15 protein-coding genes and 5 pseudogenes are annotated in these 18939 nt (G+C 60.2%); 19 read left to right on the top strand and 1 reads right to left on the bottom strand.

Going from position 1 to position 18939, the window contains the following annotated elements; translation table 11 throughout:
* Nucleotides 1-33 precede the first annotated feature (33 nt).
* From nifK to NKJ00_RS23585, 19 genes and pseudogenes are all read left to right on the top strand, one after another.
* Entirely contained in the window at nucleotides 34-1575 is a 1542-nt protein-coding gene (nifK, locus tag NKJ00_RS23485) for a nitrogenase molybdenum-iron protein subunit beta (RefSeq protein ID WP_352631448.1), read from the top strand.
* Between the two features lie 56 nt (nucleotides 1576-1631).
* Nucleotides 1632-3122 carry a nitrogenase iron-molybdenum cofactor biosynthesis protein NifE gene (gene nifE / locus NKJ00_RS23490; RefSeq protein WP_352631450.1) on the top strand — a complete coding sequence of 497 codons (1491 nt, stop codon included), beginning with the start codon at nucleotides 1632-1634 and terminating at the stop codon, nucleotides 3120-3122.
* Nucleotides 3123-3131: 9 nt separating this feature from the next.
* A complete protein-coding gene (gene nifN, locus NKJ00_RS23495; protein WP_352631452.1) occupies nucleotides 3132-4514 on the top strand; it encodes a nitrogenase iron-molybdenum cofactor biosynthesis protein NifN in 1383 nt (460 codons plus the stop codon).
* Complete coding sequence (gene nifX / locus NKJ00_RS23500) at nucleotides 4480-4977, top strand: nitrogen fixation protein NifX (RefSeq protein WP_352631454.1); 498 nt, start codon at nucleotides 4480-4482, stop codon at nucleotides 4975-4977. Before nifN ends, nifX begins: the two co-directional genes overlap by 35 nt.
* 16 nt (nucleotides 4978-4993) lie before the next feature.
* A complete protein-coding gene (locus tag NKJ00_RS23505) occupies nucleotides 4994-5473 on the top strand; it encodes a NifX-associated nitrogen fixation protein (protein ID WP_352631456.1) in 480 nt (159 codons plus the stop codon).
* A gap of 27 nt (nucleotides 5474-5500) precedes the next feature.
* Nucleotides 5501-6286 (top strand): response regulator transcription factor, encoded by a 786-nt coding sequence (locus NKJ00_RS23510; protein WP_352631458.1) that lies wholly within the window; start codon nucleotides 5501-5503, stop codon nucleotides 6284-6286.
* A 107-nt stretch (nucleotides 6287-6393) separates the two neighbouring features.
* A complete protein-coding gene (locus NKJ00_RS23515; RefSeq protein WP_352631460.1) occupies nucleotides 6394-7278 on the top strand; it encodes a universal stress protein in 885 nt (294 codons plus the stop codon).
* Between the two features lie 759 nt (nucleotides 7279-8037).
* Complete coding sequence (locus NKJ00_RS23520; protein WP_352631462.1) at nucleotides 8038-8463, top strand: hypothetical protein; 426 nt, start codon at nucleotides 8038-8040, stop codon at nucleotides 8461-8463.
* 135 nt (nucleotides 8464-8598) lie between these two features.
* Nucleotides 8599-8860 (top strand): annotated as a pseudogene (locus NKJ00_RS23525) (TlpA disulfide reductase family protein); the annotation flags it as partial.
* 290 nt (nucleotides 8861-9150) lie between these two features.
* Nucleotides 9151-9613 (top strand): annotated as a pseudogene (locus NKJ00_RS32245) (DUF269 domain-containing protein).
* A 25-nt stretch (nucleotides 9614-9638) separates the two neighbouring features.
* A complete protein-coding gene (locus NKJ00_RS23540; RefSeq protein ID WP_352631466.1) occupies nucleotides 9639-9842 on the top strand; it encodes a CCE_0567 family metalloprotein in 204 nt (67 codons plus the stop codon).
* Complete coding sequence (gene fdxB / locus NKJ00_RS23545) at nucleotides 9839-10156, top strand: ferredoxin III, nif-specific (protein WP_352631468.1); 318 nt, start codon at nucleotides 9839-9841, stop codon at nucleotides 10154-10156. Before NKJ00_RS23540 ends, fdxB begins: the two co-directional genes overlap by 4 nt.
* Before the next feature lie 60 nt (nucleotides 10157-10216).
* Nucleotides 10217-10507, top strand: coding sequence for an exopolysaccharide production repressor protein (locus tag NKJ00_RS23550; RefSeq protein ID WP_352631488.1), 291 nt, complete (start codon nucleotides 10217-10219; stop codon nucleotides 10505-10507).
* Nucleotides 10508-10767: 260 nt separating this feature from the next.
* Nucleotides 10768-11783: pseudogene (locus tag NKJ00_RS23555) on the top strand (DUF1403 family protein).
* A gap of 5 nt (nucleotides 11784-11788) precedes the next feature.
* Nucleotides 11789-12531 (top strand): annotated as a pseudogene (scpB, locus tag NKJ00_RS23565) (SMC-Scp complex subunit ScpB).
* 697 nt (nucleotides 12532-13228) lie between these two features.
* The gene (locus NKJ00_RS23570) at nucleotides 13229-14455 is read left to right on the top strand and encodes an ATP-grasp domain-containing protein (protein ID WP_352631474.1); all 1227 of its coding nucleotides are present in this window, start codon (nucleotides 13229-13231) and stop codon (nucleotides 14453-14455) included.
* A gap of 416 nt (nucleotides 14456-14871) precedes the next feature.
* The gene (ectB, locus tag NKJ00_RS23575; RefSeq protein ID WP_352631476.1) at nucleotides 14872-16179 is read left to right on the top strand and encodes a diaminobutyrate--2-oxoglutarate transaminase; all 1308 of its coding nucleotides are present in this window, start codon (nucleotides 14872-14874) and stop codon (nucleotides 16177-16179) included.
* 97 nt (nucleotides 16180-16276) lie between these two features.
* The gene (locus NKJ00_RS23580) at nucleotides 16277-16363 is read left to right on the top strand and encodes an ectoine synthase (protein WP_352631490.1); all 87 of its coding nucleotides are present in this window, start codon (nucleotides 16277-16279) and stop codon (nucleotides 16361-16363) included.
* A gap of 231 nt (nucleotides 16364-16594) precedes the next feature.
* Nucleotides 16595-16813: pseudogene (locus NKJ00_RS23585) on the top strand (IS21 family transposase); the annotation flags it as partial.
* 334 nt (nucleotides 16814-17147) lie between these two features.
* Here NKJ00_RS23585 and NKJ00_RS23590 read toward each other — a convergent pair.
* Entirely contained in the window at nucleotides 17148-18464 is a 1317-nt protein-coding gene (locus tag NKJ00_RS23590; RefSeq protein ID WP_352631478.1) for an ATP-grasp domain-containing protein, read from the bottom strand.
* Nucleotides 18465-18939 lie beyond the last annotated feature (475 nt).

Below are 18939 nucleotides of genomic sequence, written 5' to 3' on the forward strand. Positions count from 1 at the left end.
ATGGCGGGCCAGGTGGAAAAGAGGTAACCACCCATGCCGCAGTCGGCTGAAAAAGTTCTCGACCACGCGCCCCTGTTCCGCGAGCCGGAATACAGGCAGATGCTCGCCGAGAAGAGGCTGAATTTCGAATGTCCTCACCCGGACCAGGTCGTCACCGACCAACGCGAATTCACCAAGACGTGGGAATACCGCGAAAAGAACCTCGCGCGCGAAGCGCTTGTCGTGAACCCCGCCAAGGCCTGCCAGCCGCTCGGCGCGGTGTTCGCGGCCGCAGGCTTCGAGCGAACCATGTCCTTCGTCCACGGCAGCCAGGGCTGCGTGGCCTATTACCGCTCGCACCTGTCGCGCCATTTCAAGGAGCCTGCTTCGGCGGTTTCCTCCTCGATGACCGAGGACGCGGCAGTGTTCGGCGGCCTGAAGAACCTGGTCGATGGGCTCGCCAATACGTACCAACTCTACGACCCGAAGATGATCGCCGTCTCGACCACTTGTATGGCCGAGGTCATTGGCGATGACCTGCACAGCTTCATCGAGAACGCCAAGGACGAAGGCTCGGTCCCGCGCGACTTCGACGTGCCCTTCGCCCACACGCCGGCCTTCGTCGGCAGTCATGTCGACGGCTATGACGTAACGGTCAAGGGGATTTTGGAGCATTTCTGGAAAGGCGAGGAGCGAACGGAAGCCGAGGGGACCATCAACGTAATTCCGGGTTTCGATGGCTTCTGTGTTGGCAACAACCGGGAACTCAAGCGCCTGCTCGATCTGATGGGCGTTTCTTATTCCTTCATTCAAGACGCCTCTGACCAGTTCGACACGCCGTCCGACGGCGAATACCGCATGTATGACGGCGGCACGAAGATCGAAGACGTGAGGAAGGCACTCAACGCCGAGGCGACGCTGTCGCTGCAGCATTACAACACCCGAAAAACACTGGAGTATTGCGAGGGGGTGGGGCAGGCGACTGCCTCGTTCCATTACCCGCTCGGTGTCAAGGCGACTGACGACTTCCTGATGGAGGTCTCCGCGATTTCCGGCAAGCAAATCCCCGAGGCAATCCGCCTCGAGCGCGGTCGACTTGTTGACGCTATGGCCGACAGCCAATCCTGGCTGCACGGTAAGAAATACGCCATCTACGGCGATCCGGACTTTGTCTACGCCATGGCCCGCTTCACCATGGAGACGGGCGGCGAGCCGACCCATTGCCTCGCCACCAACGGCACCTCGGCGTGGGAAGCGGAGTTGAAGGAGCTGCTTGCATCATCGCCCTTCGGCAAGGGTGCTCAAGTCTGGGCGGGCAAGGACCTCTGGGCGTTGCGCTCGCTGCTCTTCACCGAGCCGGTGGACCTGCTGATCGGCAACTCCTATGGCAAGTATCTGGAGCGCGACACCGGCACGCCGCTGATCCGGCTGGCCTTTCCGATCTTCGACCGCCACCATCACCATCGCTTTGCGCTGATGGGCTACCAAGGCGGGCTGCGCGTACTGACCACGATCCTCGACAAGATCTTCGACAAGCTCGATCGCGAGACAAGCGAGACGGGCGTGACGGACTATTCGTATGACCTCACCCGCTAAGCGTGACGGTCGGCTTTGGCCGGTCGTCTTCCCGAGGGACTTTGGAGACCGACGCAATGTCCTTGCTCAGAGCCAAAATCCAGGATGTCTTCAACGAGCCTGGCTGCGAAAAGAACCGCGGCAAGGATGCCAAGGCGCGCAAAAAGGGCTGTTCGAAGCCACTGACCCCCGGAGCGGCGGCCGGTGGCTGTGCCTTCGATGGCGCCAAGATCGTACTGCAGCCGATCACCGACGTCGCACACCTGGTCCATGGGCCGCTCGCCTGCGAGGGCAATTCCTGGGACAACCGCGGTGCGGCTTCGTCCGGGCCAACGCTGTGGCGCACAAGCTTCACGACCGACCTCACCGAACTCGATGTTGTGATGGGGCAGGGCGAGCGGAAGCTTTTCAAAGCGATCCGCGAGATCAAGGAAGCGTATGGGCCGCCGGCGATCTTCGTCTATCCGACCTGCGTGACGGCGCTGATCGGCGACGACATCGAGGCTGTCTGCAAGCGCGCCGCGGAAAAGTTCGGCTTGGCCGTTGTGCCGGTCAATGCGCCGGGCTTCGTCGGCTCCAAGAATCTCGGCAACAAGCTTGCCGGCGAGGCGTTGCTCGAGCATGTCATCGGCACGGTCGAGCCCGACGATGCCGGCCCTTACGACATCAACATTCTTGGCGAATTCAACCTCTCGGGCGAATTCTGGCTGGTGAAGCCGCTGCTGGATCGGCTCGGGATCCGGGTGCGCGCCTGCATTCCAGGTGACGCACGTTACTTGGACATTGCCGGCGCGCACCGCGCCCGGGCGGCCATGGTGGTGTGCTCGACCGCGCTCATCAATCTCGCCCGCAAGATGGAGCAGCGCTGGGGCATCCCGTTTTTCGAGGGCTCCTTCTACGGCATCAGCGCCACGTCTGAAGCGCTCCGACAAATATCTCAGCTGCTCGTGAAGAAGGGTGCCGATCCGGAGATCCTCGGCCGTACCGAGGTATTGATTGCAGAGGAAGAGGCGATCGCTTGGAAGAGGCTAGCGGCGTACGAGCCGAGGCTCGCAGGCAAGCGCGTGCTGCTCAACACCGGCGGCGTGAAGTCCTGGTCGGTCGTCCATGCGCTGATGGAGATCGGGATCGAGATCGTCGGAACCTCTGTCAAGAAGTCGACCGTCGAAGACAAGGCGCGCATCAAGCAGATCCTCAAGGACGACAACCACATATTTGAGCAGATGGCGCCGCGCGAGCTCTACGCCATGCTCTCAGAACGGAAGGCGGATATCCTGCTGTCGGGCGGGCGCACGCAATTCATCGCGCTGAAGGCCAAGACACCCTGGCTCGATATTAACCAGGAGCGCCAACACCCTTACGCCGGCTATGACGGCATGGTGGAACTCGTACGCCAGATCGACATCGCCATTCACAATCCGATCTGGGCGCAGGTGCGGGAGCCGGCACCATGGGATTGCCAGCCTACGGTGAGGGAGGAACGGCCGCGCACGAAATGCGAGACCGCGACCTTTCATGCTGTCCAGGAATTCGCCGGCACGACCGCCGACGGTTTCGGCGAGTGTTGAGGAAAGCCGATGGTCCGCATCCTTCCCCAGACCAAAGCGGCGGCGGTCAATCCGCTGAAGTCATCGCAGCCGCTGGGTGCCGCCTTGGCCTTTCTTGGCGTCGACGGCGCGATGCCGTTGTTCCACGGCAGCCAGGGGTGCACCAGCTTCGCGCTCGTGCTCTTCGTGCGACATTTCAAGGAAGCCATTCCCTTGCAGACAACCGCGATGGACGAGGTGGCGACGATCCTCGGCGGGCCAGACCATCTGGAAGAGGCTATCCTCAACCTCAAGGCCCGCACAAAGCCAACGCTGATCGGGGTTTGCACGACCGCACTTGTGGAAACCCGGGGGGACGACTGCGCAGGAGATATCGCCAATATCAGGCTGAAGCGCACCAAAGAACTCGCGGGTACGGAGGTGGTGCTAGCCAACACACCGGATTTCGATGGCGCGATGGAAGAGGGCTGGGCCAAAGCTGTCACCGCGATGATCGAAGGGATTACACGGCCCGGCGAGCAGGCGCGGCAATCGAAGAAGATCGTGATCCTGCCTGGCTGGAACCTCACTGTGGCTGACATTCAGCATTTGCGCGAGATGGTTGAGAGCTTTGGACTGAAGCCGGTAATTTTGCCGGACCTCTCCGGCTCGCTCGACGGTACGGTGCCCGACCGTTGGGTCACGACCACCTATGGCGGCACCAGCGTCGAGGATATTCGCGAGCTTGGCACGGCCGAGCGATGCATTGTCATCGGTGAGCATATGCGCCGCCCGGCCGAGGTGCTGCAGAGGTTGACCGGGGTTTCTTACGTGCTGTTCCGGTCGTTGACTGGATTGAGGGACGCCGACCGGTTCGTCTCGCTGCTGTCCGCGGTTTCGGGCGCGGCAGCGCCGGCTGGGGTGCGCCGTCGCCGGGCGCAGTTGCAGGACGCGTTGCTCGACGGACATTTCCACTTTGGAGGCAAGAAAATTGCGATCGCTGCAGAACCAGACCAACTCTACCAACTCGCGAGCTTCTTCACCGGCATGGGCTCCGAAATCGCGGCGGCGGTCACAACGGCCGCTATGTCGAAAATTCTGGAGGAAGTACCGGCGCAGTCGGTTCAGATCGGCGATCTCGGCGATTTGGAAGCTCTTGGCGCCGACGCTGATCTTTTCGTTACTCATTCCCACGGCCGCCAGGCGGCGCAGCGCCTCGGCATTCCGCTCATGCGGGTCGGCTTCCCGATCTTCGACCGGCTCGGCAGCCAGCACAAGCTCACAATCCTCTATCAGGGGACCCGCGACCTGATTTTCGAGGTTGCCAACATCTTTGAAGCCAACCGGTACGCGCCGACGCCTGAGGCGCTTGATCCACTCCGTAAGCGAGAAATGCCAGATGAGCTCCGTCCGTCGCCTCTCGCTCGTCACTGACGAGGTTCACGCACCGACGCCGGAACGCCAAGCCGGCGCATTGCGCGTGGCAATCGCCACGCAGGACATGAAGAACATCAACGCCCATTTCGGCTCGGCCAGGCGCTTTGCTGTCTACGACGTAATGCGCGAGGAGTGGAAGCTCGTCGAAGCCGTGGCCTTCGATGACGTTTCCGACGAGAGCGGGAAGCACCGAACTGAGGGCGATGACCGCATCACCCCCAAGGTGGAGGCGCTGAAGGGCTGTCATCTCCTGTTTTGTCTGGCGATCGGCGGACCTTCGGCAGCCAAACTCGTTTCCGCAAAGATCCATCCGATCAAAGTGCCGCAGCCCCAGACCATCCAAGAGGTGCTGTTGCGCACGCAGATGATGCTCAGGACGTGTCCTCCCCCTTGGCTGCGCAAGGTTCTGGCGCAGGCAGGTGTTGCCAAACAGAAACCGTCCTTCGAGGACGAGCAGTGAAACGAGGAGCGGCGAAATGTCAGACGCTGTGGTTAGCCCTGCTGTCGCGGAAGACGAGGCGGCCCTTGCCACCCCGTTCGTCAAATGCCTCGTGCGGCTGGTCCGAGCTCATGATTCTCACGGGTCTTGGGAAGGCAAATCGGACGCCGAGCTGCTGGGCGACTTCATTATCACCAGGCAACAGCGCCGTGCAATTCCAATCATCGGCGATCCCGATCCGGACGTGCTGTGGAGGCTCGATAAGTTCTACACCGCCGTCGGGCTTGCGATTGAGGAACGCTCCGGCCTGATGGCCTCGCCGATGATGGAGATGAGCCACGAGGGCTTCGGGCGCGTGCTCTTCACGGCCGGGCGACTGGTCGTTCTGTCCAAGACCCTGCGCGACGTCCATCGGTTCGGCTTCGAGACGTTCTGGAAACTCGCCGCGGCCGGTACCCAACTGGCCGGCGATGCCACCGCAGCCATTGAGGCTTATCCCGAGGTGGCGCGGGCGTGATGGAACCGATTTTCGATCAACGGGATCGTGTCAGGCCTTGAGGACATGGGATGGCCAGCCCTCTCAATCGAGGCGGTCGAGGCCGATGTGGTTCTTGGGGCAGCGCTGATGAAGCCACTGGTCCTGATCTGTTCGCAGGATCCGGAGTTCTATCTGGTCCACAGCCACATTCTGGAGGTGGATGGCTTCACGATTCAACTGGCCGGCGGCGTGGAGGAGGCGCTTGCATTGGCCAGTGAACGGGAGCCGAAGGCCGTGGTGCTGGACTGCCAGCCAACAAGCGCGACAGGCTCCACAATCTGCGCCCGGCTCAAGGGGGAGCCCCGGACCGGCGGCCTGCCCGTTATTGCCCTGATCGCGCCCGGCGCCGAGAACCAGCACCTCGATCTCTGGAAGGCTGGCATTGACGAGAGCTTTGTGCGGCCCTTCGCGCCGGCCAAGCTGCTTGACTGTCTACGGATGAAGCTGGCGCTGCCAAAGCCGGGTTCGAACGGGATTGAAAACGGCGGCTGGATCTCCTGTGGCGACCTTGAGATAAGGCTCGATGCCCACCGGGTTCGGGGTAATGGCCACGAAGTCCACCTTGGGCCGATCGAGTTTAACCTGCTGCGGCTTTTGCTTGAGACTCCCGGCAAGGTCTTCACCAGAGACGAGCTGATCAGCGCGGCCTGGCCGCCCAATATCCATGTCGGTGTACGCACCGTGGATGTCCATATCAGCCGGCTCAGAAAGGCGCTGAAGGCGGCCTCCCCCTCCAGCGTCATTCGTACCGTCAGGTCGGCCGGCTACTCGCTCGAGTGGCCGGACGGCTGAATAGATAACCGATGTGGTGCCACTCCGCATTTCCGCGGTGCTGAGGGCAAGTCTTGCGGCTTCGAAACGCGCCGGCAGGTACGAGATATTCAGAAAGAAGCAGTCAAATGGCTTTCAGAAGCGTACTCAGTGTGACGGGAGCTGACCACTCCGATCAGGATGTCAGAACAGCTGCCAGCTTGTGTGCCGAAGTCGGCGCGTATCTTTCCGTACTGGTGATGTCGCCTCCGCCGCTCATTATGCGTCTCCGCTGCTCGGCGATGGCATCCCCGAGTGGCCTGGAGAACGCGCACGCCATCGCCGCACTGGAAAAACGATACAGGCAAATCGAGAGATTTTCACAGGACATAGCCAGTCTGGAAAAAACATCCAGGGAAATTCACAAACTGCTGAGAGCCACGTGGCGGTGCTATGATGCCGATATTGCCAACTGCGATCAGGCCAGCGTCGGTGATGCGGTGCGACAGCGGGCGCTCTGCAACGACCTGACAATCGTCGGCCCCGCACTTCTCAACGACATTAACCTCGGACCCCTTGTTATCAACGGCAGCTTGTTTGATACCGGAAAGCCGGTGCTTGTCGTGCCGGAGGGCGCTGAGGCGACTCTGTCGCCACGGCGCGTGCTGGTCGGCTGGGATTCGCGAGTCGAGGCGTCCCGTTCGGTTCGGGAAGCGCTGGATCTGCTAGCCGGTGCTGAGGAAGTTCGTGTCGCACTAGTCGATCCGGAGGCGACCTGCACCGGAAACGGCGCCGAGCCGGGAGCCGACATCGCTGCCTATCTCACTCGGCACGGTGCTCGGGTGTCGGTTGACCGGCTGGCGAGCGCCGGCAAACCGGTGGCTATGGTGCTCGCGCAGCACGCAATCGACACGTCTGCCGATATGATAGTCATGGGAGCTTATGGCAGCCGCCGGCTGCGCGAGCGGCTCTTCGGTGGCGTGACGAGATGGATAGTTGGGAAGCCGCCATTGCCGCTGTTTTTGGCTCGCTGACGGGTTCCGAAGCAGCACCGACGCTGTTCGAAACTCTACTCACTGGGTCACTATCCTGATGCCAAGTCGGAGAAAGATCGCGGCAAACGTGCAAGCTTCGCGAAGCTTCTCGGAGCCAATCTGCACGCGCCGCCCGAGAACATCCGCGCACGCCTCTAACGCGCGCGCGGGGGTGGTTCTGCTCGCCGGAGTTCGTCCGTGATGCTGAGACCAACGGCCGGGCAAAAGTATGGGCAGTCCTCACTGCAGCCACGATCACGGCGCAGGTCGGCGTCAGGTCAAAGAGAGTCGTTCAGCGCGGCAGGCCGAGTTCGGACCCGTAGCGGCATCGTATGGGCGCTATCACGATCTCCTCATTACTAGCCGGGAGCTTAACAAGGCAACGACCCTGCCGTGGCCGACGCCCTCAACTTCGAGTCGGAACGGTCGGGCTCCTGCCGCGGTCGGCGGGCATCGATCGCATAAATCACGTTGCCATGATCTGGAATGGCAGGCGGGTTAGCGGTGAGGACGGCCGCATCTTCAGCATTTTCAGTCGGTCCGGCCCAACGCGCGTGGCGACCGAGTGGTCTTTGGCCGGTCAATTCCGACAACGCTCACATTCGCACCGGGCGGTCACTGTAGGGCTTGTGCACAGGGACACAGAACGACAAAAGCAGGTTTACCGGGCCGGCGCATGCCGGTACTCATCCTGGCCCTCTTCGCCACGATCATCATCGTCAATCTGGTGATGAGGGTACTCGCGACCCGCAGCCGGACATGACTGGCTTCGTCGTGAAGAACTCCGGCGTCGCGAGCCAGGAATTCAATCGCAAAGCGGAAGAGGTAGGGCAGAGGCAATGCTCGGATGGAGCGGCCCCTGCAATCGCAATGGCGTTCCGCTACCACCTGAGCGACCGAAACGGCAAGAAGCTCAAGCAAGGCTTGAGGCGGACGATGATGACGAGCCTGGCGGTAGCCAACGGTCATGCATCTGTTCGTCCCTATGTCGAGACGTCCGTGGCCACGCTTCTGTGCCGACGGGAAGCGGGGCGTGTCCAAGACCTGACAGTGGCAGAAAACATGTCGCAACTAATACAACCGCCTATCTCGGCGCCCCCGGAAGCTTTTTTAGTATTATCAAGCGTTTACTGCACGCTGAGCGCGTCGGCACGGCGTTTGCGAATTGAGATTCAGCAAAACTGAGTGAAGGCTGACTGCACGCAGATGCGCAAGACGAGCGACGCTCTCCCTTCCTTGATCCTCGTCCCCGTCTCAAGGGGGAACAAGCCTGCGCATGAGGTCACGCAACCTTTGGCTACAGCTTTGGAGGGCAAGACGATGTTGCGGATGGGGTCACCGGCTCCTTCGATCAAAGTGGAGGACTGGCTGCGTGGCGAGCCCCTTGCGGACTTCCAGCCCGGCAAAGCCTATATCGTCGAATTTTTGGGCAACTTGGTGCGAACTATGTGCGGCGGAGATGCTCGAGCTGATGCAGCTACAGGAGAAATACAAGGACAGCGGACTTGAGGTCGTCGGGATCGCGGCTGATGAAGACGCTCCAACGGCCGTCGAGGCCCGGACCAAGTTGGACGCGTGGTTGGCGTGAGCGCAGCAAGGAGGTCCATGCAGCACTTGGTCGATCGTTTGCAGCAGGATCGAGGCTCGAATCTTCATGGCCTCCCGCATTGCGGCTGAAGCGATGTTCGATGCGAATTCGCGTGGAAGACTTCGCAGTCGAGGACGTGTTCAAGGTCGGCCCGAGGGACATCAATTGCGTGGAATCAGCGGCGCCCGAGCTAGGCGTCGGCTGAGCAAGTGTGCCCGAAGTAGGCGTCCCAGAAAACAGATATCGTCCTTCGAGGAAGAGGACTGAAATGAGGAGAAGGCGAAATGTCTGATGCCGCGGTCAGCCCGGCTGTCAACGAGGACGAGGCGGCCCTTGCCACCCCGTTCGTCAAATGCCTGGTGCGGTTCTCCGTGCTCAGGAGTCCTACTGATTATGGGAAGGCAAATCGAACGCCACGCTGCTGGCCGACTTCCCACCAGAAAAAAGCGCCAGGCGATCCGTGGCATGGGATACCCCGATCCGGACGTGCTGTGGAGGCTCGATATGTTCTACACGGCCGTCGGGCTTAGGATCGAGGAGCGCTCCGGCCTGATGACATCGCCAATGATGGAGATGAAACCCATGGGGGCCTCGGACGATTGTTTCACGGCGAGCGGTTGGTCTCTTTGTCGTGACATCCACCGGTTCGGCTTCGAGACGTTCAGGAAACTCCCGGAGGTCGGTACGAAACTGGTCGACGATGCGCCCGCAGCCATTGAAGCCTATCGCGACGTGGCGCGGGCGTGAAGACACCGATTTCGAGGAACGATCTATGTCAAAGCTGGATGAGATGGGAACGAAAGTCCGAAAGCTTCAGCTGCGCGCGGCACTTGCCAAGATGAAATCGCGCGACCTTGCAGAGGATCTCCCGGGAAAATGGACGGAGATAGAGGAAGTTGCCGAAGAAACGTCGGCCGTTTTTGCCGAGTTGGATGGTGCCAGGAGAGAGCTCGCTTCAATGAAGAAGTTACGATGACGAGCACATTCACCACCCGCGACGGCTCCGGATGGGTGCCGGAATATCTCACCGCTATAGACGGCGCGACCTGCATCGGCTGCGGCCGCTGTTTCAAAGTCTGCTCGCGCGAGGTTATGCATCTTTATGGCGTCGATGACGCGGGTGAAATCCTCGGCGCCTGCGACGGCGAAGACGACGATTTCGATGGCGAGCTCAATCGCATGATCATGGTCGTCAACCATCCCGGCCGCTGCATTGGCTGCGGAGCCTGCGCCCGCGTCTGCCCGAAGAACTGCCAGACCCATATTGCGGCCGACAATGTCGCTGCGTGATCTGGTGGACAATCCAGGAGAACGGCATTGCCCTTTAGAATCTTCTGTCGCGTCCTGGGAATGGTCCTTTGCAGCACCGCTCTGACCGTCTACTTCGCTTCTCATTCCATCGGCACAGTAGTAGTCACGACGCTGGCTTGTTCGCTGCTCCTTCAGCTGGCGTATTTCGCAAGCGTGCTCTTTCTGATCTGGCGGTCTGGCTGCGTTAGCCGAGCTGGTCAAAGAGCTGAGCGTTTCGACAGTTGCAAGGAAGTTGGATCCGAGCCGCCAGACCTTGATGAGGTTACAAATAAATCCCCAGATTTGCTCCAACGCGATCAAATGCGAGCCATATCGCTGCTGCTGCCTTGAGTGCCGTGACAAAGTCAGAGCTGACGTGCTCCCCGTCTTTGGGTCGCCCCGCGCCGGGACTTCTGGTGGTAATGGCTCAGGCCGGCACGGCCGCCGATGAGCTTTTCATGAGCGATATGGCGATTGCTGCTATGGGGTCGGACTGTTGTATTCCACGTGCGATAAGGCAAGCTTACCGGACATAAAAGTGTGTCGACAAGCGTGGCGGTTTTTGTCCATTTTTGTTGCTAACAGCGCCGCCGTGATTCACCCTATCAAGGATGATTCTGCGTCCCAAACCCTCTCCGCGCCACTACGCCACGCTTGCCGGTGCCCCTTCGACCGCGCCGATCGCAACGGTGCCGGCCTGGCTGCGCCGCGCCGTTCCCGATGCGCAAAGCCTTGCGGGGAAAGAGGTCGAGGACATTGCCATCACGCGGCGATCGCCGCGCTCGATGCGGTGGTCCGCCGCGACGACAATGGGCCGGCGCCTGGCGGCAGCGCCTGGCGCTTTCGTCGGCGGCGGTAACGGCAAAGCAGGCTGGTCGCGTTGAGGATGAAGCGGCACTGCGCGACGCCGTTCTGCTCACGCGACCGGGCGATTTTTTGTCCGTCGGGCCCGCCGGTCTTTTGCTGCTCGCCTGGCGCCGGCTCGCGGCGCGTCCTTCGGATGATCTCCTGACGGAAAAAAGCCTCGCTGCGGTGTTGGAAGAGTTCGGCTACGCCCCGGACGATGAGGCGGTCAGCGATCTGGCAGACGAGCTTCGTCAGCTTTCCGCCGACATCGGAATGGTCGGCATAGCGACAGGCGCGTTCATGGCCGCCGAACGACATGGTCTTGGACGCACCTTCGGATGCTGGCTCGCCGACCTGCTGCTGGGGCAGCGGTTGGGCTGGGCCCATGCGATGCCGTTGCTGGGTGCGGAGGTGGCCATGGGCTCAAGCCCCGGCCGCTCCCGCCGCTCGATAACCGCCATTGCGGCGAGCACCGAGGATGAAGCCGAACGTGCGAAGAGTCTGCTCGCCGCCCAGGCGCGCGCCGCATTGCGCGCCATCGATCTGTCCGCGGAGCTCGGGCGCCGCGCGGACCGGCTGCTCGCGGTTGCCCCGAAACTTCGGGCCAAGGCCGCGGACGCCGTCGTCGACAGGCTCTTGTCCGACGACGCGATCGTGGCATCAGAACAGATCGCTGGAAATGAGTGACCGCGGTCTGCGCCGCCTGTTCGACCGTCTGCTCGAACTCGGCGCCGTGCGCGAGCTGTCCGGCCGCCCCACCTTCCGCATCTATGGGCTGTGACGATAATGGTTGAGGCGGCGCGCGCAAGAAGGGGGAAAGGTCGATCAGATGACCATCTATTCGACCGTGAGTTGGATCATCTGCCGGCGGAGGCGAGGTGGCGCGAATGGATGAACCGTGTCGAGGCAACGATATTTGCGGCCAGCGAACCGGTCAGCCGCGAGACTCTGTCGCGGATCGTCGGGAAAAGCTGCAGCATCGAGCTTTTGATCGATGACATTCGCGAGGAACTGCGTGGCCGGCCCTACGACCTGGTCGCCGTCGCCGGCGGTTTTCGGCACCTGACTCGGCCGGCCTATGCCGACGCCATCCGTGCCGCGGTCGGCGGCAACGAGCGAGCCGTGGATCTGACACAATCTGAAGTGCTGGTGCTGATGTGCATCGCCTTCTTCCAGCCGATCACGCGCGCCGAACTATCGTCCTTCTTTGGCAAGGAGATCAGCCGCGACCTGATCGGCCATTTGCGCTCCTTCGGCCTGATCGCCTCCGGCCCGCGCAGCCCGACCCCGGCGCGCCCTACACCTATGTCACGACGAAAGAATTCCTGCTGGAGTTCTACCTCGATACGCTGCGCGATCTGCCCGACTTCGAGGCGCTCGAGGATGCTGGACTGCTGTCGAAGGAGAAGCTGCTGGCTGGTGATATTTTGCCGGGTTTTCTAACGATGCCGACGGGGATGCGGGCATCTCCTATGATGAATAGCACGCTGCTGGCGGGCGGTCGGCGGGGTTCTATCGGTGCCGGATAGAAAGACGATGGTGGCACTTCGGGCTGATCCGACCGTCACTGGGCGCGAATAGGCCTCGATCAGAGCCGCAAGGTCAGCGCCGGTCCGGAGTGACCGCACAGCCCTCGGCGATCCTTGATGCTTGTCCATGAAATCCGCAAGGTGGGTGATCAACCGGTCATTGCCGCTGCAGCCAGGACGAGCCGACGCCGCCGGGCAACGGCATCGTCCTCATCTGCCATCAACCAGCTGACATGCTTGTCGGCGAGCCATTCGAAGCAGCGGATGCGCGAGGATGTTGATAGGTTGGTCAGCGTCTTCCCCAAATGAGACGCTCGCAATGATGGGGGCGCGCAGCAGGCGCGAAATCAGCTCGCCGATCGTCGGCGATCCGTTGGCCATCTCCACCTTTGCAGATTTCGCCGATCGACCGTTCCAGCCGCCGCCCCGCCGCCTTGACCGATATCTTTGGCGCCCTGCCCAGATCCCCTCCTGGCAAGCAGTTCCCAGTCGCGCCGCATGACGAGAAGCTCGCCAATCCTGTTTGCGCCCGAATTCCTACAGTTGCAACAATACCTTCAAATAAATTTGCAGAGTCTTTGCAAACGCAGATCACTGCCAATGATACTCTCGCCGCTCATCTGAGGCATGGCTGAAAAAGCTGGCGCCGATTTACACTCAGACCGATGTAAAGCATGCGACGGAGGGTCAACGGCTAATGGCAAGAAAAGCGCTTATCCTGATCGAAGGCACTACAACGCTTAATGGTCTGCTATACGTCCAAGCTGCCCAGCGTCTTGGCCTTCATACAATTACCTTGGCGACTGATCCAACTCGGTACGACTATGTTGCGGCGGAAGGTATCGAGGCAGTCCGTGTCGATACAGGCAATCTCGATGCGCTAATCCGTGAATGTTCACGGCTGCGTGCGACCTATGACATTGCTGGAATTACGAGCGCCTCGGAGCTGGTTTATGCGACAGTTGCAAAGCTCTGCCGCAATTTCGAAATGCCGGGGCCGAACCCCGCATCGATTGAACGATGCTGCGACAAGTTCATTCAACGTCAACTCCTGGCGGAGGCCGGTGTTCCAATACCTGCTTATCGCGTGGCAGCGAATGCGACGGAGGTTGAAAGCGCTGCTGCGGACATCGGCCTGCCGGTGGTTGTTAAGCCAGCCGTAGGCTCCGGTAGCATGGGAGTTCGATTGTGCCGCAACGTCGATGAGGTGGCCGAACATACAACCTATCTGTTCGGCGGGAAGCACACATGGCAGTCTGCGCCGAGGATACTGGTCGAAGAATTCGCACAAGGCCCACAGTATAACGCTGAAGTAATGGGAAATGAGTTCATTGGGATTGCCACCGCTGACTACGGACCACCGCATTTCGTCTGTCGTGAGCACATCTGTCCGGCCCCGCTGCCTGATGACGATTATAAGCGGATCGCCGATGTTTCGCTGCGCTGTTTGCGAGCTCTCGGACTTGGCTGGGGGCCCTCGGAAATTGAACTCCGGTGGACGAAGCGTGGCCCAGTCGTCATTGAAGTCAATCCGCGTCTTACGGGTGGGGGCATTCCTCAACTGGTTCAGCTGGCTTATGGTGTCGATCTCGTCACCGAACACATCAAGCTTGTCATCGGGGACGAACGGAATTTGCGCACAAGGCATTCGCAGACTGCGGCCGTGCGGTTCCTGATTCCTGATAGCGATGGCATCCTCGATTGGATAGGTGGCGACGATCGGGCGGCTGCTGTACCAGGTGTCGCCGAGGTCAAGTTGTATGTTGAACCCAAGATGCCGATCGTCAGGAAACTCGATTACCGAGACCGAATGGGATATGTCATCGCCGTTTCATCCAGTCTTACTGAGACTGAGGCAATACTCCAGCGTGCCGTCGACCTAATCGGCTGGTCGATGAGGCCCTTTCCGTCAATTGGCGAATAGAACAATCTGGTGGCCTTACCTCGCCGAACCAGAGCACGTAGCGCCAGGTAGAAGGTAATTCTCTTCGAAGGTTGGTGCAATTGAGAGAACTAGAGAACGCAGGACGACGAGGATTCTTATCTTCGTTTCTGGGCACCACGATCCTATCGAAGATCGTAAGGCGCACTACCGCACTACCTGCCACCGACAACGCTTCCTGGCTATCGCACGGTGATCAGGGAGATGTGGTGTTGTTCAAGATCGTCGCCGACACCTGCGTGCTCGCTGAGCGTGCCGGGGCGGTGGTTGGCTGATTGTCGGCCTACCGGCGCCGAGCGACCCATCAACGCGCTTGATAGCCATCGACCCCGTCGTACGCTCTGAAGCCCTGCAGGCATGCCCGCCTGCCTAGCCAATACCCACATAAGGAGGCAACGATGACTGACCGATGCACACCAGATGGCGGGAAGGAATTTGCGATCTTCAACCATCTCGAGTCTGAAGTGCGCAGCTACGCCCGCAGCTTTCCCGTCGTTTTCGCGACGGCACGAGGGACCCAGCTGTTTGCGCGCGATGGGACAGCCTATCTCGACTTTCTCATGGGCTGCTCGAGTTTAAATTATGGGCACAACCCCCCTGAGCTGAAGGCCGCGCTCGCAGACTACATTGCGGGCGACGGCATCACCCATGGCCTCGATCTATTTAACGAAGCCAAGGAGTCTTTTCTGCGGGAATTCCGCGAGACGATCCTTAGGCCGCGACAATTAGACTACGTCGTACAGTTTCCCGGTCCGACCGGCGCCAACGCGGTCGAGGCTGCCCTCAAGCTAGCGCGCAAGATCACTGGTCGACCCAACATCATAGCCTTCACCAACGGCTTCCATGGCGTGAGCCTTGGCGCACTCTCTTGCACCGGCAACCGATATCAGCGCGCTGCCGCCGGCCAGCTGCTCGGCGGCGTCACGCGACTACCCTATGACGGCTATCTTGGATCCGCTGTAGACACCGCCGATTACCTTGATCGCCTGCTCTCGGACCCCTCAAGCGGCGTAGACGCGCCGGCGGCGGTGATCGTCGAGACAGTTCAGGGCGAAGGCGGCCTTAATGTCGCCGGCACGGAGTGGCTGCGCAAGGTGGCGGCCATTGCGCGAAGGCACGGAGCTCTGCTGATAGTCGATGACATTCAGGCCGGGGTTGGCAGGACTGATGCGTTCTTTAGCTTCGAAGCAGCGGGACTCCGTCCGGACATTGTCACGATGGCGAAATCGATATCGGGCTATGGCTTGCCAATGGCCCTCGTCCTAATTGATCGACAACTCGACAAGTGGGAGCCGGGAGAACACAACGGCACGTTCCGCGGCAATTGTCATGCTTTCGTCACCGCCCGGGCAGCCTTGGAGCACTTCTGGCGAACGGACAGCTTGGCAGCGTCTGTCAGGGAGAAAGGCAACCTGCTGAAAAGCCGCCTTGATCAGATCGCGCAGAAATACGACCCAAGCCGAGTGTCAGCCAAAGGTCGTGGTATGATACGGGGCATCGATCTGAAGTCCGGCGAGATTGCCGGTCAGGTCGTTAGGACCGCCTTCCAGAGGGGCCTCATCGTCGAGACCGCCGGTCCCAAAGACGAGGTCGTGAAATGCCTGCCGCCCCTCGTCATTGGGGAGGATCAGCTTAAGCAAGGGCTCGACATCCTCGAGGACGCTATCGAAAGCGTGATCGGCAGCGCAGTGAACAAGCCAGCTTGAGAGGTGATATGATCGTCAGGGATGATCTCATGAGGAGAAACTGGCAGCCCGAAGTGTCGAAACGCCGAGCTGGGGAAGCGCTGTTGCCGAGACCGAATTGGTCCTTGTCTGCGTCTTCGACCCTCCGTTGACCGGCCGCGAGGTGCATGATGAGACAGGCGCCTTTCCTCTGACTCCGAGGTGACTTGATGTCGATCTCCCTTTAGCGAGCAACAGCCACAGACCAGAAAAGTGCGACGACTCGTGGAATTCGATCCACCTCCCGTGGCCGGCAATCCGGTGTGACTTCGCATGGTACGGCAGCGCTGCGATCATGTGAGAAGGTGAAAAATGTATGGGGCCAGCGAGCGTGCAATGCGGCCGAGCGCGACATGGTGCCCATGGATGGCTGGCCCCTGGCGCTGCGAGTTGTCAAATCGACCCTATCAATGGCGAAGCGCATCCCATGAAGCTGTTCGTCGCGGCGATGGGCGCCTCGAACTCCACCTATGCCGAGGCGTGCTTGAGCGAGAGCCTGTCCGACTGGATCCGGCGTGCACACGAACCTCTTCACTGTGCCGAAGATCCTAGTGCCCGACAATCTCAGGGCAGCGTCACCAACCCCGATCGCTACGATCCAGGTCTCAACCGGACTTAGGCCAAGATGGCGAGCCCTTACGGCACCACAGTAATCGCGGCGAGGCTGCGAGGTCGCCGTGCAAATTTTCCAGCGCTGTGTCCTGGCGTTACGCTGCGGCAGCGGACACCGGCCGGCGGGGGCTTTGCGATGCCGCCTTCGGCCGCCGCGAAGAGCAGCAGTTCAAGGCCTTCATTCGTCCTCCATCCCCCTTCAGGCAGCGGCAATCTCCGGGTTGGCATCAGGCTTCCCTCGTGAACGAGGTATCCTGCAGACTGGCTGAATTGTCGGCAGAGCGCCCTCCACCTTCGAAAAAGGTGCTCACGGTCGCCTAAATCGCTGCCCCCTGCTCTCAATTGCACTGATGTACGGCGACGATCACCTCTTCGCTGGCACCACCTGCGCGGACGGGGAGGCGGGCCGCTGATTGGTCCTGTTCGCCAAGATCCGAAAATGGTGTTATCGACCAACTGATTAGGTCGACGGCACGCTGAGCTATCGCCTCGGTCTCAGCAAGGCTGGGGGAAATGGCAATGACATGTCCGATAATGTCTCGGTAATCGTCATTCCTGACGATCGGCGTCTTGGGTTCAACATACAACTTGACCTCGGCGACACCTGGTACAGCAGCCGCGCGATCGTCGCCACCTATCCAATCGAGGATGCCATCGCGATCAGGAACTAGGAACCGCGCGCCTGCAGTGCAAGAATGCCTTCTGCGCAAATCCCATTCCTCGCCGATGACAAGTTTGATGTGCTCGGTAATGAGGTCAATACCGCAAGCCAACTGGACCAGGCGAGGAGTGGTCCCACCTGGAATACGTGGATTGACTTCAATGACGACTGGGCCACGCTTCGTCCACCGGAATTCAATGTGCGCTGGCCCCCAGCCAAGGCCGAGAGCCCGCAGACAGCTCATCGAAGCATCCGCGATACGTTCCTGCTCGTCCTCTGTCAGCAGAGCAGGAAAGCTAAAATTATGATAGACGAAATGCGGTAGGGCGCCGAAGTTTGCGGCGCAGATCCCAATGACCTCATTTCCCATTGTGTAAGCGCTATACTGGCGGCCCCGTGCGAATTCTTCGACCAGTATCCTCGGCGCAGATCGCCAAATGTGCTTCTCACCCAAGAGGTAGGTCGTATGTTCGGCTAACTCATCGACGTTGCAGCACAATCGGACACCGTTGCTGCCGCTGCCTACAGCTGGCTTAACAATCACCGGCAGGCCGATCTCCGCGGCAGAGCTTTCCACCTCCGTCGTATCCGCTGCCAGACGATAAGCAGGCATTGGAACGCCGGCCTCCGCGAGGAAGTGACGTTGAACGAATTTGTCGCCGCATCGTTCAATCGATGCGGGGTTCGGTCCCGGTAGATCGAAATGCCGGCAGAGCTTAGCAACTGTCGCATAGATCGACTCATCGAGCCCCGAGAAGCCAGTAATGCCAGCAATGTCATAGGTAGCACGCAGCCGTGAACATTCACGGATCAAGGTATCGAGATTGTCTGTATCGACACGGATTGCCTCAAGCTTTTCGGCCGCGAGATAGTGATACTGAGCTGGATCAGCCGACAGTGTGATTGGATGAAGCCCAAGACCCTGGGCCGCTTTCACATAAAGCAGACCGATACTCCTGTGTCCTTCAACCAGAACAAGCGCTCTTCTTGCCATTGCTATTGACCCTCGGATGCATGCGGTGCGGCGGTGTGAGCGAACATCGGGCACTAGCTTTTTCAGCAGTGCCTTTCCTCAGACCTTGCGGTGAAGGTACCATCGTCAGCGATCTGCGGACGCAAAGAGTCTGTAATTTTACTTGAAGGTATTGTTACAATTTTTTTCGGCCATCGTGTGCTACGGGGAGCGTCTCGACGAATTTTCGAGGGTTGCGGTGTTCAAGCCAAGTCGGTTTCAGTCAAGCCGTCTACGAATTCGAGGCTCAGGAGCTTTCGGTCATCATGGCTATCGACGTGAGGGAAACTCCTACTCACGCGGCCGACAGCATCGTACGCAACATCGGCCTGTGAGCCTTTCGGCCATGCAAAGAAGCCTCTCGCTTGGCGGTAATGCAGTTCACTTAGGCACCTTCAGTGTTCTGACAGGATATTTGGCTGGTAGCTTTTTGACGACACGGGGGCATGATCGCCCC

The sequence above is a fragment of the Mesorhizobium sp. M0227 genome, from assembly GCF_040321855.1.
Classification (GTDB): Bacteria; Pseudomonadota; Alphaproteobacteria; order Rhizobiales; family Rhizobiaceae; genus Mesorhizobium.

Coding starts and splice junctions, on each gene's coding strand:
- nifK (WP_352631448.1), top strand. CDS start 34: ATGCCGCAGTCGGCTGAAAAAGTTCTCGACCACGCGCCCCTGTTCCGC.
- nifE (WP_352631450.1), top strand. CDS start 1,632: ATGTCCTTGCTCAGAGCCAAAATCCAGGATGTCTTCAACGAGCCTGGC.
- nifN (WP_352631452.1), top strand. CDS start 3,132: ATGGTCCGCATCCTTCCCCAGACCAAAGCGGCGGCGGTCAATCCGCTG.
- nifX (WP_352631454.1), top strand. CDS start 4,480: ATGAGCTCCGTCCGTCGCCTCTCGCTCGTCACTGACGAGGTTCACGCA.
- NKJ00_RS23505 (WP_352631456.1), top strand. CDS start 4,994: ATGTCAGACGCTGTGGTTAGCCCTGCTGTCGCGGAAGACGAGGCGGCC.
- NKJ00_RS23515 (WP_352631460.1), top strand. CDS start 6,394: ATGGCTTTCAGAAGCGTACTCAGTGTGACGGGAGCTGACCACTCCGAT.
- NKJ00_RS23520 (WP_352631462.1), top strand. CDS start 8,038: ATGACTGGCTTCGTCGTGAAGAACTCCGGCGTCGCGAGCCAGGAATTC.
- NKJ00_RS23540 (WP_352631466.1), top strand. CDS start 9,639: ATGTCAAAGCTGGATGAGATGGGAACGAAAGTCCGAAAGCTTCAGCTG.
- fdxB (WP_352631468.1), top strand. CDS start 9,839: ATGACGAGCACATTCACCACCCGCGACGGCTCCGGATGGGTGCCGGAA.
- NKJ00_RS23550 (WP_352631488.1), top strand. CDS start 10,217: ATGGTCCTTTGCAGCACCGCTCTGACCGTCTACTTCGCTTCTCATTCC.
- NKJ00_RS23570 (WP_352631474.1), top strand. CDS start 13,229: ATGGCAAGAAAAGCGCTTATCCTGATCGAAGGCACTACAACGCTTAAT.
- ectB (WP_352631476.1), top strand. CDS start 14,872: ATGACTGACCGATGCACACCAGATGGCGGGAAGGAATTTGCGATCTTC.
- NKJ00_RS23590 (WP_352631478.1), bottom strand. CDS start 18,464: ATGGCAAGAAGAGCGCTTGTTCTGGTTGAAGGACACAGGAGTATCGGT.